This is a genomic window from Streptomyces sp. NBC_00637 (assembly GCF_045161545.1).
GTDB lineage: Bacteria > Actinomycetota > Actinomycetes > Streptomycetales > Streptomycetaceae > Streptomyces.
The window spans coordinates 6,962,819-6,977,617 of sequence record NZ_CP109046.1; the positions used below are offsets into that span (position 1 = coordinate 6,962,819).

12 protein-coding genes are annotated in these 14,799 nt (G+C 72.8%); 10 read left to right on the forward strand and 2 right to left on the reverse strand.

The genetic code is table 11. From position 1 onward, the window contains the following. Positions 1–96 precede the first annotated feature (96 nt). The 3 genes from OG440_RS30610 to OG440_RS30620 all read left to right on the forward strand — a co-directional run bounded on the left by OG440_RS30610 (position 97) and on the right by OG440_RS30620 (position 2,404). Complete coding sequence (locus OG440_RS30610) at positions 97–1,287, forward strand: glycerophosphodiester phosphodiesterase (protein WP_406009995.1); 1,191 nt, start codon at positions 97–99, stop codon at positions 1,285–1,287. Positions 1,288–1,354: 67 nt separating this feature from the next. Continuing rightward, entirely contained in the window at positions 1,355–1,861 is a 507-nt protein-coding gene (locus tag OG440_RS30615; protein ID WP_406009996.1) for a sigma-70 family RNA polymerase sigma factor, read from the forward strand. Between the two features lie 45 nt (positions 1,862–1,906). Continuing rightward, complete coding sequence (locus tag OG440_RS30620; RefSeq protein ID WP_406009997.1) at positions 1,907–2,404, forward strand: GNAT family N-acetyltransferase; 498 nt, start codon at positions 1,907–1,909, stop codon at positions 2,402–2,404. On the opposite strand, the gene OG440_RS30625 is transcribed toward OG440_RS30620, so the two are convergent. Both OG440_RS30625 and OG440_RS30630 read right to left on the reverse strand, forming a co-directional pair. Further along, a complete protein-coding gene (locus OG440_RS30625; RefSeq protein WP_406009998.1) occupies positions 2,394–2,810 on the reverse strand; it encodes a hypothetical protein in 417 nt (138 codons plus the stop codon). The genes OG440_RS30620 and OG440_RS30625 overlap by 11 nt on opposite strands. 1 nt (position 2,811) lies before the next feature. Beyond that, entirely contained in the window at positions 2,812–3,171 is a 360-nt protein-coding gene (locus tag OG440_RS30630; protein WP_406009999.1) for a hypothetical protein, read from the reverse strand. A 613-nt stretch (positions 3,172–3,784) separates the two neighbouring features. On the opposite strand from OG440_RS30630, the gene OG440_RS30635 reads away from it, so the two are divergent. The 7 genes from OG440_RS30635 (at position 3,785) to cobA (ending at position 14,747) form a co-directional block, all read left to right on the forward strand. After that, positions 3,785–4,828 carry a methionine ABC transporter ATP-binding protein gene (locus OG440_RS30635; RefSeq protein ID WP_406010000.1) on the forward strand — a complete coding sequence of 348 codons (1,044 nt, stop codon included), beginning with the start codon at positions 3,785–3,787 and terminating at the stop codon, positions 4,826–4,828. Next, complete coding sequence (locus tag OG440_RS30640) at positions 4,825–5,559, forward strand: methionine ABC transporter permease (RefSeq protein ID WP_406010001.1); 735 nt, start codon at positions 4,825–4,827, stop codon at positions 5,557–5,559. Before OG440_RS30635 ends, OG440_RS30640 begins: the two co-directional genes overlap by 4 nt. A gap of 76 nt (positions 5,560–5,635) precedes the next feature. Next, positions 5,636–6,463, forward strand: coding sequence for a MetQ/NlpA family ABC transporter substrate-binding protein (locus OG440_RS30645; protein ID WP_406010002.1), 828 nt, complete (start codon positions 5,636–5,638; stop codon positions 6,461–6,463). A gap of 169 nt (positions 6,464–6,632) precedes the next feature. After that, positions 6,633–7,271 carry a GNAT family N-acetyltransferase gene (locus tag OG440_RS30650; RefSeq protein ID WP_406010003.1) on the forward strand — a complete coding sequence of 213 codons (639 nt, stop codon included), beginning with the start codon at positions 6,633–6,635 and terminating at the stop codon, positions 7,269–7,271. A gap of 97 nt (positions 7,272–7,368) precedes the next feature. Then, positions 7,369–8,592 (forward strand): precorrin-6y C5,15-methyltransferase (decarboxylating) subunit CbiE, encoded by a 1,224-nt coding sequence (gene cbiE, locus OG440_RS30655; RefSeq protein WP_406010004.1) that lies wholly within the window; start codon positions 7,369–7,371, stop codon positions 8,590–8,592. A gap of 447 nt (positions 8,593–9,039) precedes the next feature. Next, a complete protein-coding gene (gene cobT / locus OG440_RS30660) occupies positions 9,040–13,365 on the forward strand; it encodes a nicotinate-nucleotide--dimethylbenzimidazole phosphoribosyltransferase (protein ID WP_406010005.1) in 4,326 nt (1,441 codons plus the stop codon). Positions 13,366–13,514: 149 nt separating this feature from the next. Further along, positions 13,515–14,747, forward strand: coding sequence for a uroporphyrinogen-III C-methyltransferase (gene cobA, locus OG440_RS30665; RefSeq protein WP_406010006.1), 1,233 nt, complete (start codon positions 13,515–13,517; stop codon positions 14,745–14,747). Positions 14,748–14,799 lie beyond the last annotated feature (52 nt).

Sequence of the window (14,799 nt, forward strand, 5' to 3'; positions counted from 1 at the left end):
GCCGTCACCCGCGTGTTGGCGCCGAGGTCTCCCGGCGGTCATGTCCACGCCCCTACGATCGGCCCGCACGGACGAGCCGACCGCAGGAGGTCCCTCATGGGAACGCAGGGCACACAGGGCACACAGGACTCGAACCAGCAGACGGGCGCGGGCGGAACCGGACGGCGGGCGCTGCTCGGCGCCGCCGTGCTCGGTGCGACCGGAACGGTCCTCGGTCTGTCGGGCACGGCGAGAGCCGCCGACTCGTCCCGCTCCGGCAAGGGACTGAAGGGCCTGCCCGTGCCGACGATCATCGGACACCGCGGCGCCAGCGGCTACCGGCCGGAGCACACCTTCGGCTCGTACCAGCTGGCCCTCGACCTGGGCGCCGACATCGTCGAGGCGGGCGACCTCGTCCCCACCAGGGACGGTCACCTGGTGTGCCGTCACGAGCCGGAGATCGGCGGCACCACGGACGTCGCCGACCATCCGGAGTTCGCGGGTCGCAAGACCACGAAAGTCCTGGACGGGGTCTCCACGACCGGCTGGTTCACCGAGGACTTCACCCTCGCCGAGCTGAAGACCCTGCGCGCCGTCGAGCGCATCCCGGCCAACCGTCCGCACAACACGCTCTACGACGGCCGCTGGGAGATCCCCACCTTCGAGGAAGTCCTGAAGTGGCAGGACGAGCAGACCCGCAAGCGCGGCAAGCAGGTCTGGATCTACCCCGAGACCAAGCACCCCACCTACTTCCGCAAGCTGGGCCTGGGCCTGGAGGAGCGGGTCGCCAAGCTGCTCCACAAGCACGGCAAGGACCGCAAGAACTCGCCGGTCATCGTGCAGTCCTTCGAGCCGACGAGCATCCAGCGCCTGAACAAGCTGGTCGACAACCCCCTCGTGGTGCTGCTGTCCGGCGCGACCTCGCGCCCCTGGGACTTCGTCGAGGCGGGCGACCCGCGCACGGTGGCCGACCTGGTCACGCGGGCGGGCCTCCGGGAGATCGCGGGTTACGCCCAGGGCATCGGCCCGACTCTCGACCTGGTGATCCCGAAGGACGCCGCCGGCAACCTCACCACGCCGACCACGCTGGTGAAGGACGCCCACGCGGTCGGCCTGGTGCTGCACCCGTACACCATGCGCAACGAGAACCCCTTCCTGCCCACGAGCTTCCGCAAGGGCACGGACGCGGACGCCTACGGCGATTCCTTCGGCGCGTTCCGCACCTACTTCGCGACCGGCATCGACGGTGTCTTCACGGACAACCCGGACACGGGTCTGCTGGCCCGCGCGGACTTCGTCAACGGCTGAGTCCCCGTTGGAGTGACAGTCGGCCGCCCGGGCAACCAGCCGTCCGGGCGGCCGCATCGTGTGGCATATGACGCACGACCTGCTCGCCGCCCTGAGCCCGCTCCTCACCGCGGAGGCCTCCGCCGAGGCCCATGCCACCGGGACCGAACCCGGCGACCTGGAACAGGCGGTCTGGCTCCGCCTGCTCGAGCACCTCGCCACCGACGGCCCTCCCCCCGACCCTCAGGGCTGGCTGCGCAGGGCCGTCCGCGCCGAGGTCCGCCGCACCCGTCGTACGATCCGCCGCGAGCTGCCCTACGAGAGCGACCCCGCCGACGACCTCGACCTCGGCCCCGAGCAGCTCGCCCTCGCCGCCGCCCGGCACCGCGCCGTGCGCGAGGCGGTGCACCGCCTGCCCGGCCGTTGCTCCCGTCTCCTCCAGGCGCTTCTCTCGCCCCGGGACCTCACCTACCGCGAGATCGCGGGCGAGTTGGGTATCTCACAAGGCAGTCTCGGACCGGAACGTTCCAGATGTCTGGGATGTCTTCGGCGTTTGCTGGCACCGGAGGTTGCGGCCCGCGAAGCACGGGGATAGGAGTGAGGGACCACAGGCGATCAGGTGAGCGGGAGGCGTGCGCACATGGGCATGAGCGTGACCATCTCGGAGGCGACCGAACAGGACGCCGAGCAGATCTTCAGATTGCAGTACCTGTGCTTCCAGAGCGAAGCCGCGCTGTACGCCAACTACCGCATCGCCCCGCTCGTCCAGAGCCTCGACTCGGTCCGGCAGGAACTCGCCGACGACTGCGTCTTCGTGGCCCGCCTGGGCGACGAGGTGGTCGGCTCCGTACGAGGCAGCCTCACCGGGGACGGCGCCGCCGCCATCGGCAAGCTCTGCGTCCACCCGCGCCTGCAGGGTCACGGCATCGGCGCGCGGCTGCTGCGCGCGGCCGAGGCGGCGCTGGCCGAGGAGCGCGGCGCGAAGAGGTTCCGCCTCTTCACCGGCCACCGCAGCGAGGGCAACCTCCGCCTCTACCGCCGGGTCGGCTACGAGACCGTCGGCACCTCCCAGGGCACGGACGGTGTGCTGATGATCGTCCTGGAGAAGCAGGCGGGAGAGTACGCGGCTACCGCGTAGCCGTACGGGACTTCCGCAGCCAGTACAGGGCCGACAGCGGCAGCAGCACGGGGATGAACACGTACCCCATCCCGTACTTCGACCACACGGTGGAGTCCGGGAAGGCCGACGGTTCGAGCAGGGTCCAGGTGCCCACGATCAGCACCCCCGCCAGCTCGGCGGCGCAGCACACCTGCGCCGCCCTGCGCGCGGTCTCGCCGCCCCGTACCAGCGAGTACGTGATGAACCCGTACACCACACCCGCCACCGCCGAGAGCGTGTACGCCAGCGGCGCGCGGTCGAACTCGGTCGCGATCTGGTACGCCGACCGCGACACCGCACCGACCACCATCACGCCGTAGAACCACACCAGGAGCAGCCCGGGCCCGCTGATGAGCCGGTCCGGCTTGCCGTCCACCGCCGCCATCTCAGCCTCCCCAGATGTCATAGAGCCGCACTTCGAGGACGGCGAGCACCACAGCGCCCGCGGCGGCCGTCACCGAACCCCAGCGGGTCCGCTCGGACAGCGACATCAGCCCCACCGCCGGAACGCACGCGACCGCGCCGAGCAGATACGCCACGAAGATCGTCGTGCCCTGCTCCGGCTTCTCGCCGCGCGCCAGCTGGATGATCCCGACCACCAGCTGGACCACGGCCAGCAGGGAGACCACGGCCATCCCGATGAAATGCCAGTCCTTCGTCGGCTGGTCACGGTAGGCGGCCCAGCCGCACCAGGCGGCGAGCAGCAACGCGGCGACGCCGGTCGCCAGCGTCAGGGCATCAAGCATGCAGTGACCTTATTACGGCGTATCAGGCGTCCCGCGCTCGGCCCCCGCGCCCCGGCGGCGCGGTCCGGACCGTCCTCCTCCGCCGCCGGCCCCGCCGTCCGGGGACCGTGGCGTTGGCCACAGCCCGGCGGACGGCGAGCGCGCCGCGGGCCACGCCGCGAAGGGCGTTCCGCCCTTTCGGTGCTGGTCAGCGGCGAGGGAGGGCAAAGCGTCGGACACGGCCGGGGCGGACCCGTGCACCGTCCACGGCTGTCCGGCATGCGGACAGCGGAGTCTTGGTCAGGACCGTACGTCTGCTTTACTGATGCTCATGACCACGACGAGCAGCCGCACCCTTGCGACCGAGGCGAGCATGACGCCCGGTGCTCGTTGTATGTGTCGAATGTGCGCCTTCTAGAGGGCCCCCGCACCACTCCCGAGCTCGCGCCCCGAAGCGAGACGCCGTGGCATGTCCGTGCGCCGCAAGTCCGCCGCACATGACGTAAGCCGCGCCCCGCGCACATGTTTCTCCCGGTTCCCCGCCACAGCGAGAACCGTGTCGCGTCCCTGACAGCCTGCACCCGTGCGCCCGGGCACACCCACGCCCGCGCACTCGACAGTGACGGAAATCCACGTGATCACCACCACGGGCCTGACCAAGGTCTACCGCTCGCGCGGCCGTGAGGTCACCGCCCTCGACGGCGTCGATCTCCACGTCCGCGAAGGCGAGGTGTACGGCGTCATCGGCCAGTCCGGCGCCGGCAAGTCCTCGCTCATCCGCTGCGTCAACCTCCTGGAACGTCCCACCTCCGGCACGGTCACCGTGGCCGGGCAGGACCTCACCGCGCTCGCCGGGCGCGGCCCCCGGGCCGGCAAGGAGCTGCGCGAGGCGCGCAGCCGGATCGGCATGGTCTTCCAGCACTTCAACCTGCTGTCCTCACGGACCGTGCAGGACAACGTCGAACTGCCCCTGGAGATCCTCGGAGTCTCGGGGCGGGAACGTTCCCGCAAGGCGCTGGAGCTGCTCGACCTGGTCGGTCTCGCCGACAAGGCGAAGTCCTTCCCCGCCCAGCTCTCCGGCGGCCAGAAGCAGCGCGTCGGCATCGCCCGCGCCCTCGCCGGCGACCCCAAGGTGCTGCTCTCCGACGAGGCCACCAGCGCGCTCGACCCGGAGACCACCCGCTCCATCCTCCAGCTGCTGCGCGACCTGAACCGGCAGCTGGGCCTGACGGTCCTGCTCATCACCCACGAGATGGACGTGGTGAAGTCGATCTGCGACTCCGCCGCGCTGATGGAGAACGGCCGGATCGTCGAATCCGGCACGGTCGCCGAGCTGCTCGGGACCCCCGGCTCCGAGCTGGCCGGCGCGCTCTTCCCGGTCGGCGGCGACGCCACCGGCGAGGACCGCACGGTCATCGACGTGACCTTCCACGGTGAGGCCGCCACCCGGCCGGTCATCTCCAGGCTGTCGCGCATCTACAACATCGACATCTCGATCCTCGGCGCCGCCATCGACACCGTCGGCGGGCTCCAGGTCGGCCGCATGCGCATCGAACTGCCCGGCCGCTACGAGGACAACGTCGTGCCGATCGGCTTCCTGCGGGAACAGGGCCTCCAGATCGACATCGTGGACCACGTGGCCCAGGAGCCCGTGCTGCTGAAGGGCGGTGCCAAGTGACCTGGTCCGAGATGCAGCCCCTGCTGTCCCAGGCGTGCGGGGACACCCTCTACATGGTCGGCTGGTCCACGCTCATCGCCGTCGTGGCGGGCCTCCCGCTCGGCGTCCTGCTGGTCCTGACCGACCGGGGCGGCCTGTTGCAGAACCTCGTCGCCAACAAGGTGATCGGGCAGGTCGTGAACATCGCCCGCTCGCTGCCGTTCATCATCCTGATGGTCGCGCTGATGAACTTCACCCGCACCATCACCGGGACGACCATCGGCCGCGAGGCCGCGATCGTGCCGCTCGCCATCGGGGCCATCCCCTTCTTCGCCCGCCTGGTCGAGACGGCCGTCCGCGAGGTGGACGGCGGACTCGTCGAAGCCGTGCAGGCGATGGGCGGCAACACCTGGACGATCGTGCGCAAAGTGCTCGTGCCGGAGTCGTTGCCCTCGCTCATCGCGAGCACCACGACCACGATCGTCGCCCTCATCGGCTACTCCGCCATGGCCGGCACGGTCGGCGCGGGCGGCCTCGGCGACATCGCCATCCGCTACGGCTACCAGCGCTTCGAGACCCAGCTGATGTGGATCACGGTGGCGATCCTCGCCGTCGTCATCTCCCTCATCCAGTTCGCCGGCGACTACGCGGCCCGCTCCCTGCACCGCCGCGGCGGCACCGGCCCCGCGCCGAAGCTCCGCCTGCTGAGGGCCAAGGAGCCGGCCGCCGCGGACATCGGCAAGGTCGCCTGAGCGCGTCACCCGGGCCCCACACACTCCCCGCCCCACCCGACGCGGGATCGCCACACCCTCAGGAAAGGCACTTTTCGTGCGTAACACCGCAAAGCTCAGCACCGCAGTCCTCGCCGTCGGCGCCCTCACCGTGGGGCTCACCGCCTGCGGTGGGGACAAGGAGGCGGCCTCCGACACCAGCGGCCCGCTGACCGTCGCCGCGAGCCCGACCCCGCACGCCGAGATCCTGAACTTCGTCAAGGACAAGCTGGCGAAGAAGGCGGGACTCGACCTGGAGGTCAAGGAGTTCACCGACTACGTCACGCCGAACACGGCGACGGAGGACGGCTCGGTCGACGCGAACTACTTCCAGAACCAGCCGTACCTCGACGACTTCAACAAGAAGAACGGCACCCACATCGTGCCGGTCGTCACGGTCCACCTGGAGCCGCTCGGCCTCTACTCCCACAAGGTCAAGAGCGCCGACGCGCTGAAGACCGGCGCGACGATCGCCGTCCCGAACGACAGCGTCAACGAGGCCCGCGCCCTGAAGCTGCTCGCCGCGAACAAGCTGATCACCCTCAAGGCCGGCGTGGGCAACGACGCGACGCCCGCGGACATCACCGCGAACCCGAAGAAGCTCGAGTTCAAGGAGCTGGAGGCGGCGCAGACCCCGCGCTCCCTGGACGACGTGGACGCCGCCGTCATCAACGGCAACTACGCCATCGAGGCCGACCTGAAGCCCGCGTCGGACGCCCTCGTCCTGGAGTCCGCCACGGACAACCCGTACGGCAACTTCCTCGCCGTCAAGGACGGCGACGAGAACGACCCGCGGGTGAAGAAGCTCGCCGAGCTCCTCACCTCCGCCGAGGTCAAGAAGTTCATCGAGGACACCTACGACGGCTCCGTCATCGCCTCGTTCTGAACGCCCTGACCGGCCGGGGGACCGGCACGCGTGCCCGGGGTCCACTCCATCACTTGGTGTGGACCCCATGGTGTGGTTCCGTGCTCACATGCTGCATGCTGGGCAGTTCAGCGGACCCTGACGGGTCGGCAGGTCACACACCGAGGTCCCGAAGGTTACGGAGCGGCGCATGACGAGCACCTTCCCCAACATCTCCATCAGCACGGAGCGGTTGGTGCTGCGTCCCCTCGACGAGGACGACGTGCCCGCCCTGGCCGACATGATGAACGACGAGCAGGTCACGGCCTGGACGGCGGTGCCCCAGCCCTACGACGAGGCGGCCGCCCGCCGCTGGATCACCGCGTACGCGCCCGCCGCACGCACCGAGGGCCGTGGCCTCGACCTCGCCGTCACCGAGTTCCTCACCCAGCGCCTGGTCGGCGTCATCCGGCTCACCAGGACCAACTGGCACGTCCGCTCCACCGAACTGTCGTACATCATCGCGCCCTGGGCGCGCGGCGAGGGCTACGCCTCCGAGGCGGCGCTGGCCACCGCCCAATGGCTGCTCCGCGACCAGGGGTTCGAGCGCATCGAACTGCGCACGGCCGCCGACAACACCGCCTCCCAGCAGGTCGCGCAGAAGATCGGCTGTATCAGCGAGGGCGTGCTGCGGGGCGCCTGCATAGCGCGTGCCCGGGCCGAGGACGGCAGGTGGAACGAGGTGCGCACCGACTTCATCGTGTGGAGCCTCCTCCCGGAAGACCTCGAGGGACCCGGCGAGCACTTCGCGGAGAGCGGCGGTTTCACCTCGTACACCGACTGGAACTGACCCCCCGCGCCGGTGCCGTCCTCCTTGCCGTGACCCACCGACCAGGTACCCTCACGGAGCCCGCTACCTGCGCGAACCCCGGGGGAGACTGACGACGATGGCCGACCGCGTCACGGTGATCGGATGGGACGGTTCGCCGCTGACCGCCGCGGCCCGCTCCGCCCTCGGTGCCGCCACGCTGGTGGCCGGCGCCCCCCACCACCTGGCGCTGCCCGAGGTGCCGCCCGCGGCCGAACGCGTCCGGCTCGGCAGCGTCTCCCTCGCCGCCCGCCGCATCGCGGGCCATCGCGGCACCGCGGTCGTCCTCGCCGACGGCGACCCGGGCTTCTTCGGCGTCGTACGGACCTTGCGCGCACCCGAGTTCGGCCTGGAGGTCGAGGTCGTCCCGGCCGTCCCCGCCGTCGCCGCCGCCTTCGCCCGGGCCGGCATGCCTTGGGACGACGCCCAGGTGGTCGTCGCCCACCGGCGCACCCTGCGCCGCGCCGTGAACGTATGCCGCGCCCACACCAAGGTCGCCGTCCTGACCTCCCCGGGCGCCGGTCCCGCCGAACTCGGCCTGCTCATGGAGGGCGTGCACCGCACGTTCGTCGTCTGCGAGGAACTCGGCACGGCCCGCGAGCAGGTCAGTGTCCTCACCTCCGACAAGGCCGCCGACCACACCTGGCGTGACCCCAACGTGGTCATCGTCATCGGCGGCCCCACCGGACCGGTCGTCTCCGGGGAGAGCGGCTGGATCGCCGGCCGCGACCCGGGCAGCGGACCGCGCGGCTGGGCCCTGCCCGCCGAGACGTACGGCGGCGGACTCGGCGAGGGCGAGGCCGAGCTGCTGCGCGCCGCCCAACTCGCCCGGCTCGGCCCGCGCGTCGGCGACCTCGTCTGGGACATCGGCTGCGGCAGCGGCGCCTTCGCGACCGAGGCGGCGCGGGCGGGCGCCGCCGTCATCGCCGTCGACCGGGACCTCGACGCGTGCGCCCGCACCGACGGCTCGGCGCGCCGCCACGGCGTCCAGCTCCAGATCGTCCACGGCACCGCCCCGCACGTCCTGGAGAACATGCCCGAACCCGATGTCGTACGGGTCGGCGGCGGGGGAGCGGCCGTGGTCTCGGCCGTCGCCGACCGGCGCCCGCAGCGCATCGTCACCCACGCCGGGACCCGCGACGCCGCCGAACTCGTGGGCCGTGACCTGTCCGAGCACGGCTACCGCGTCGAATGCTCCCTCGTCCAGTCCGTCGAACTCGACACGCGGGCCTGGACGGAACGGGAACGGAGCGTCGCGTTCCTCCTCACCGGAGAGATCGTGCGGCGCGCGTCGCCCCGTTGAGGCCGACGGACAGGTGAGGGACGCGTGAGGGACGAGTGCCGGACACGTAAGGGCCGGAGCCCTCGCGGCCGCCGCTCGTGACCCGGCGCGTCCTCCCCGTGATCCTGTTGTCGTACCGCGCGCGGTAGGCTGGCCGATCGTCGTACCGCTTCCGGTCGCCCGGCACTTCGTCGGTCAATGTCCGGAAAACACATCCCTTTTGGGGTGGGTGTGGTACGGCAGAACCGGAGGGCGCGCAACGTGGCGCAGTCCACAGCGGGGCGTCGCGGATCAACCTGTCGCGACGCGACTACGGCCGGGACAATGCCACTGAATGGCTTTGTCGCTTTTTCGGGCGGGTCGTTCGTGCCGCTGGGCACGGACGCTCGTTCTTCACTACGGGGCGGTCGGTGCGCCGCTCCGGGTGAGCTGGACGTAGAAGCACTAACCGATGGGCGAGGGGTACGCATGACCGACACCGGCCAGGTCCCGGGCGAGGGGCTGCCGGAGAACGCAGGCATGGTGGAACAGCCGGGCGCCTCCGCGCACGGTGCGTACACCTACCTCTCCGAAAGCACCGCCGAGGACGAAGACCTGTTGCTGCTGCCGGGTGCCCAGAGTGCGTGGGGCAACGAGGTGGCACCGCCCCCGCCGGAGCCGGTGGTCGAGACGGTGCACGAGCCGGGCCCGCACGAGACGGCCGGCCGCGACAGCGGTTCGGTCGACCTCAGCGCCGTCCGCCTCCCGGGCCCGTCGACGCCCCAGGCGGCTCCGCGCCGCCCCCTGCATCTCGGCCCGCCGATCCCCGACGCCTCCGCGAGCCCGGTCCGTTCCCTCGCCGACCGCGGTCCCGCGGGCGCGCCGGTACGGCAGCCCGGCCCGGCCGCGTCCGGCCCCGAGTACCTCGACGTCCCGCACCTGCGCGAGATGCCCCCGCAGGGAGCCTCGCCCTGGGGCGCCGCGCAGCCGCCGGTCGCGCACGGGGTGACGACTGCGGAAACGGTTGCTCCGGCGACGGCCGCGGCGGCGCAGCGGCGCGAGCCGGTCGGCGTGGCCCAGGCCGTCGTGGCCCGGGTCGCGACCGAGGCGATCGCCGCGACCACCCCGCAGGAGACCCAGGAGACCCCCGAGTTCCAGGAAACCCAGGAGCCCCAGGAGCCCCAGGGAACCGAGACCGTCGGCGGTGGCGCCGAGGTCCCCGCGCAGGCGTCCGGGGCCTACGGGGTCGTCGACCCCGGTGAGCTGTTCGGCGCCGCGATGATGGCGGAGGCGGAACAGGCACCCGCCGTCGCGCTCGCGGAGGCCGGACAGCACGCGGCCGATCTTCCCCTCCCCGGAGACGACGGGCCCGTGGACGGCGGCGCCGTAGCGACCGCCGATACCTCGCCGCAAGCGGAGCAGGCACCGGAAGCCGCGCAGAGCCCCGAGCCCCCGTATGCGGAGCAGCCGCACGTCGCCGCCGAAGACGCCCCGCCCATCGAACCGGCCGAGCCCGTCGAGCCGGCCGTGGCCGAGGCTGCGGAGCCGGCCGAGACGACAGAGCTTGTCGAGACGGCAGAGCCCGCCGAGTCGGCGGAGGCGGCGGAGGCCCTTGAGGCGAACTCCGTTGAGGAGGCCGCGGAGACCGCAGAGGTCCCGGAGGCCGCCGCCGAGGCGGTCGAGGTCGGGCAGGCGAGCCCGGCCGAGGCGCTTCCGGAGCAGGAGCCCCACGAGTCCCCAGCGCCCGAGCAGACGCACGCCGACCTCGGTGACCCGTCGGCCCAGGCCTACGAGGCGCCCACGGCTGAGGGTGCCCCGGTCGCCGAGCCCGTCCCCGCACCCGGCGCCGCCGCGCCCTCCGTGCCGGATCCCGTCGTGATCCTCGAGCCCACCCCTGCCGAGCACGCCCCTGCCCCCGCGGTCGCCGAGGCCCCCGAGCCCGTGGCGAACGTGAACCCCGACCTGCCCGAGCCGGCGGCATCCGCTCCCGAGCCGGCCGCCCCCGAGGCAGCCGGCCCCGTGGCCGAGGCCCCTGCGCCCGAGGCATCCCCCGCGCCCGCCTCCGCTCCCGAACCCATGCTGCTCGTCGACGCCTTCGTGGCGTCCGCCGAGGTCGCCGCAGCGGCCGCCGCCGAGCCGATCGCCCCGCAGGAGGAGCCCGCGCCCGCTCCGGAGCAGACGGTCGAGCCGGCGCAGGACGTCCAGCCGACACCGGAACCGGAGTCGCGCTCGGAGGCGGAGGCCCCGGACGAGACCCCCGCCCCGACCGCCGACATCGCGGCACCCGTGTCCCACATCCCGGAAGCACCTGCTCCCCAGGCGGCCCCCGAGACAGCCCCGCAGCCGGCCCCGCAGCCGGAGCCCGAGGCCGCCCCCGAAGCCGAAGCGGTAGCCGTGACCGCCGTCGAGGCAGAGGCGGAAAACCTGGCCGATGCGCCGGAGCCCGTCCCCGCCGCCGCGACCCTCGCGGAGCCGGAGGCCGCGTCGGAACCGCAGCCGGAACCGCGGACGGCGGAGTCGCCGATCGAGGCACCTCCCGTGCCCGCCTCCGAGTCCGAGCCCGTCCCCGCCGCGATCGCCCCGGACGCCACCGTCACCCCCCAGCCCGTCCAGCAGCCGCCGACCGCCCCCGTCTTCCTCCCCGCTGCCCCCCTGGCTCCCCAGCAGGAGCAGGAGCAGGAGCAGCGGCTGGCGGAGCAGCCGGACGGCGACGGGTCGGCGTCGTCGGACCAGCCCGCGGCGGACCAGCCCCTGGGCCGGTTCGTGCCGGTCGACGGCATGGTGCCCACCACCCCGCACCTCGCCCCGACCCCGCCGCACCCCCTCGTGCTCCCCACGGAGGAGCAGGCCGCCCACGCGGCGGCGGCACCGGTGCGGGCCGCCGAGGCGGGCCCCGCCGTTCCCGTGGTCCCGGTCCCCGCCCCCCGTGGCGCCGACCCCGCTCCCGCCCCGGCGACCCCGGACGCGGAGCCCGAGACCGGCATCGACCCCGATGTCGCACAGAGCCCGGAGGACCTGGAAACCAGGGCCGCCGACCAGGAAGAGAGCCCGGCCCCAGTGGAAGAAGTCCGTGAGTCCACCGGCCCCGCCGCGCCCGCGTACGACGACGCCGAGCGCGAGGCCGTCCTGAAGGTCATGCGGGAACGCCGGGACATCCGCAACGGGTTCCGCGCCGACCCGATCCCGCACGAGGTGCTGCTGCGCGTCCTGGAGGCTGCCCACACCGCGCCCTCCGTCGGCCACTCGCAGCCCTGGGACTTCGTCGTCATCCGCTCCTCCGACACCCGGCGCGCGATGCACGAGCTGGCGACCCGTCAGCGTGACGCGTACGCGAAGTCGCTGCCGAAGGGCCGGGCTAAGCAGTTCAAGGAACTGAAGATCGAGGCCATCCTCGACACCCCGGTGAACATCGTCGTGACCGCGGACCCGACCCGCGGCGGCCGCCACACCCTCGGTCGGCACACCCAGCCGCAGATGGCGCCGTACTCCTCCGCGCTCGCGGTCGAGAACCTCTGGCTCGCCGCCCGCGCCGAGGGGTTGGGCGTCGGCTGGGTCAGCTTCTTCGACGAGCGCGAGATGGTCCGCGCGCTGGGCCTGCCCGAGCACCTCGAAGTGGTCGCGTACCTGTGCGTGGGCTACGTCGACGAGTTCCCGGACGAACCCGAGCTGATGCAGGCCGGCTGGGCCAAGCGGCGTCCGCTGTCGTGGGTCGTCCACGAGGAGACGTACGGCCGTCGCGCGCTTCCCGGCGAGGACCCGCACGACCTGCTCGCCGAGACGGTCGCCAGCGTCCGCCCGCTCGACGCCAAGGCGCTCGGCGAGGCCTGGGAGCGGCAGAAGCGGATGACGAAGCCGGCCGGGGCGCTCGGCATGCTGGAGATCATCTCCGCGCAGCTGTCCGGCCTGTCCCGGCAGTGCCCGCCGCCGATCCCGGAGCCCGCGGCCGTGGCGATCTTCGCCGGCGACCACGGGGTGCACGCGCAGGGGGTCACCCCCTGGCCGCAGGAGGTGACGGCCCAGATGGTCGCCAACTTCCTCGGCGGCGGAGCGGTCTGCAACGCCTTCGCGACCCAGGTGGGTGCCGAGGTCTGCGTGGTGGACGTGGGCGTCGCCGCCGACCTGCCCGCGACCCCCGGTCTGCTGCCCCGCAAGATCCGCGCGGGCACGTCCGACATGACCACCGGCCCCGCGATGAGCCGCGAGGAGGCCAAGCAGGCCATCGAGGTCGGCATCGAGACCGCCCGCGACCTGGTCGCCGCCGGCAACAAGGCGCTGCTCACGGGCGAGATGGGCATCGCGAACACCACGGCCTCCGCCGCCCTCATCTCGGTCTTCACCGGCGCCGATCCGGCCGAGGTCACCGGCCGCGGCACGGGTATCAACGACGAGACCCTGGCCCGCAAGACCGAGGTCGTCCGCCGCGCACTGGAGGTCCACCAGCCGGACCCGGCGGACCCCATCGGCGTCCTGGCCGCGATCGGCGGATTCGAACACGCGGCGATGGTCGGCCTCCTCCTCGGCGGCGCCTCCCTGCGTACGCCGGTGATCCTGGACGGCGTCAGCGCCGGCGCCGCCGCCCTGGTAGCCCGTGCCATCGCCCCCGAGGTCCTCGCGGCCTGCATCGCGGGCCACCGCAGCGCCGAGCCGGGTCATGTGGCCGCACTGAACAAGCTGGGCCTGCGTCCCCTGGTCGACCTCGACCTGCGCCTCGGCGAGGGAACGGGCGCCCTGCTCGCCCTGCCGCTGGTGCAGAGCACGGCCCGGGCGATGCACGAGGTGGCGACGTTCGATTCGGCGGGGGTCACCGAGAAGTAGGCCCCGCCCGCTGGGCCCGGGGGCATGCGCTTGTGCTGCCCCCGGCCCCGCCGCATGCTGAAGCCACCTCTAAAATGCGCACGTCAGGGCCGCTCCAGAGCCGCAGCGCCCACCCTCTGCTCTCTGCCCGTACGAGGAGCCGCACGCTCATGGCCGAACACCCCGCCTACCCCGTAGGCCTCCGTCTCGCCGGCCGCAGGGTCGTCGTCCTCGGCGGCGGCCAGGTCGCCCAGCGCCGTCTTCCCGCGCTGATCGCGGCGGGCGCCGACGTCCACCTCGTGTCCCCCGGGGCGACGCCCTCGGTGGAGGCGATGGCGGACGCGGGCGAGATCACCTGGTCGAAGCGCCCGTACGCCGACGGCGACCTCGCCGATGCCTGGTACGCCCTCATCGCCACGAGCGACTCCGAGGCGAACGGCCGGGCCTCCGCCGAAGCCGAGGCGCACCGCGTCTGGTGCGTCCGCTCCGACGACGCCGACGCCGCGACCGCCTGGACCCCGGCGACCGGCCACAGCGAGGGGGTGACGGTCGCCGTGCTCACCACCGACGCCCGCGGCCGCGACCCGCGCCGCACCGCCGCCATCCGCGACGCGGTCGTCGAGGGGCTCCGCGACGGCACCCTCGTCGCCCCCCACCACCGCACCCGGACCCCCGGCGTCGCGCTGGTCGGCGGCGGTCCCGGCGACCCGGACCTGATCACCGTCCGCGGGCGCCGGCTCCTGGCCGAGGCGGACGTCGTCATCGCCGACCGGCTCGGCCCGCGCGACCTGCTCGCCGAACTCCCGCCGCACGTCGAAGTGATCGACGCCGCGAAGATCCCCTACGGCCGGTACATGGCCCAGGAGGCCATCAACGCAGCGCTGATCGAGCACGCCAAGCTCGGCAAGTCGGTCGTCCGTCTCAAGGGCGGCGACCCGTATGTCTTCGGCCGTGGCATGGAGGAACTCCAGGCGCTCGCCGAGGCCGGCATCCCTTGCACCGTCGTGCCGGGCATCTCCAGCTCGATCTCGGTGCCCGGCGCGGCCGGCATCCCGGTCACCCACCGGGGCGTCGCCCACGAGTTCACCGTGGTCAGCGGGCATGTCGCCCCCGACGACGAGCGCTCCCTGGTCGACTGGCCCTCCCTCGCGAAGCTCACCGGCACGCTGGTGATCCTCATGGGCGTCGACAAGATAGGGAAGATCGCCGAGACGCTCGTCGCCCACGGCAAGTCGCCCGACACCCCGGTCGCCCTCGTCCAGGAGGGCACGACGGCAGCGCAGCGACGCGTGGACGCGACCCTCGCGACGGTCGCCGAGACGGTCCGCGCCCAGGAGGTGAGGCCCCCGGCGGTGATCGTCGTCGGCGCGGTCGTCGCCGTCGGCTCGCGGAGCTCCGAGTAACCGCGGGTAACACAACCGTTCCGAGCCGTTGGCACCGCACCCAGGACAAGGC

Bases quoted from the DNA above. Each gene is read 5' to 3' on its own strand.
- cobA (WP_406010006.1), top strand. From the start codon at position 13,515: ATGGCCGAACACCCCGCCTACCCCGTAGGCCTCCGTCTCGCCGGCCGC.
- OG440_RS30615 (WP_406009996.1), top strand. From the start codon at position 1,355: ATGACGCACGACCTGCTCGCCGCCCTGAGCCCGCTCCTCACCGCGGAG.
- OG440_RS30630 (WP_406009999.1), bottom strand. From the start codon at position 3,171: ATGCTTGATGCCCTGACGCTGGCGACCGGCGTCGCCGCGTTGCTGCTC.
- OG440_RS30620 (WP_406009997.1), top strand. From the start codon at position 1,907: ATGGGCATGAGCGTGACCATCTCGGAGGCGACCGAACAGGACGCCGAG.
- OG440_RS30625 (WP_406009998.1), bottom strand. From the start codon at position 2,810: ATGGCGGCGGTGGACGGCAAGCCGGACCGGCTCATCAGCGGGCCCGGG.
- OG440_RS30610 (WP_406009995.1), top strand. From the start codon at position 97: ATGGGAACGCAGGGCACACAGGGCACACAGGACTCGAACCAGCAGACG.
- cbiE (WP_406010004.1), top strand. From the start codon at position 7,369: ATGGCCGACCGCGTCACGGTGATCGGATGGGACGGTTCGCCGCTGACC.
- cobT (WP_406010005.1), top strand. From the start codon at position 9,040: ATGACCGACACCGGCCAGGTCCCGGGCGAGGGGCTGCCGGAGAACGCA.
- OG440_RS30650 (WP_406010003.1), top strand. From the start codon at position 6,633: ATGACGAGCACCTTCCCCAACATCTCCATCAGCACGGAGCGGTTGGTG.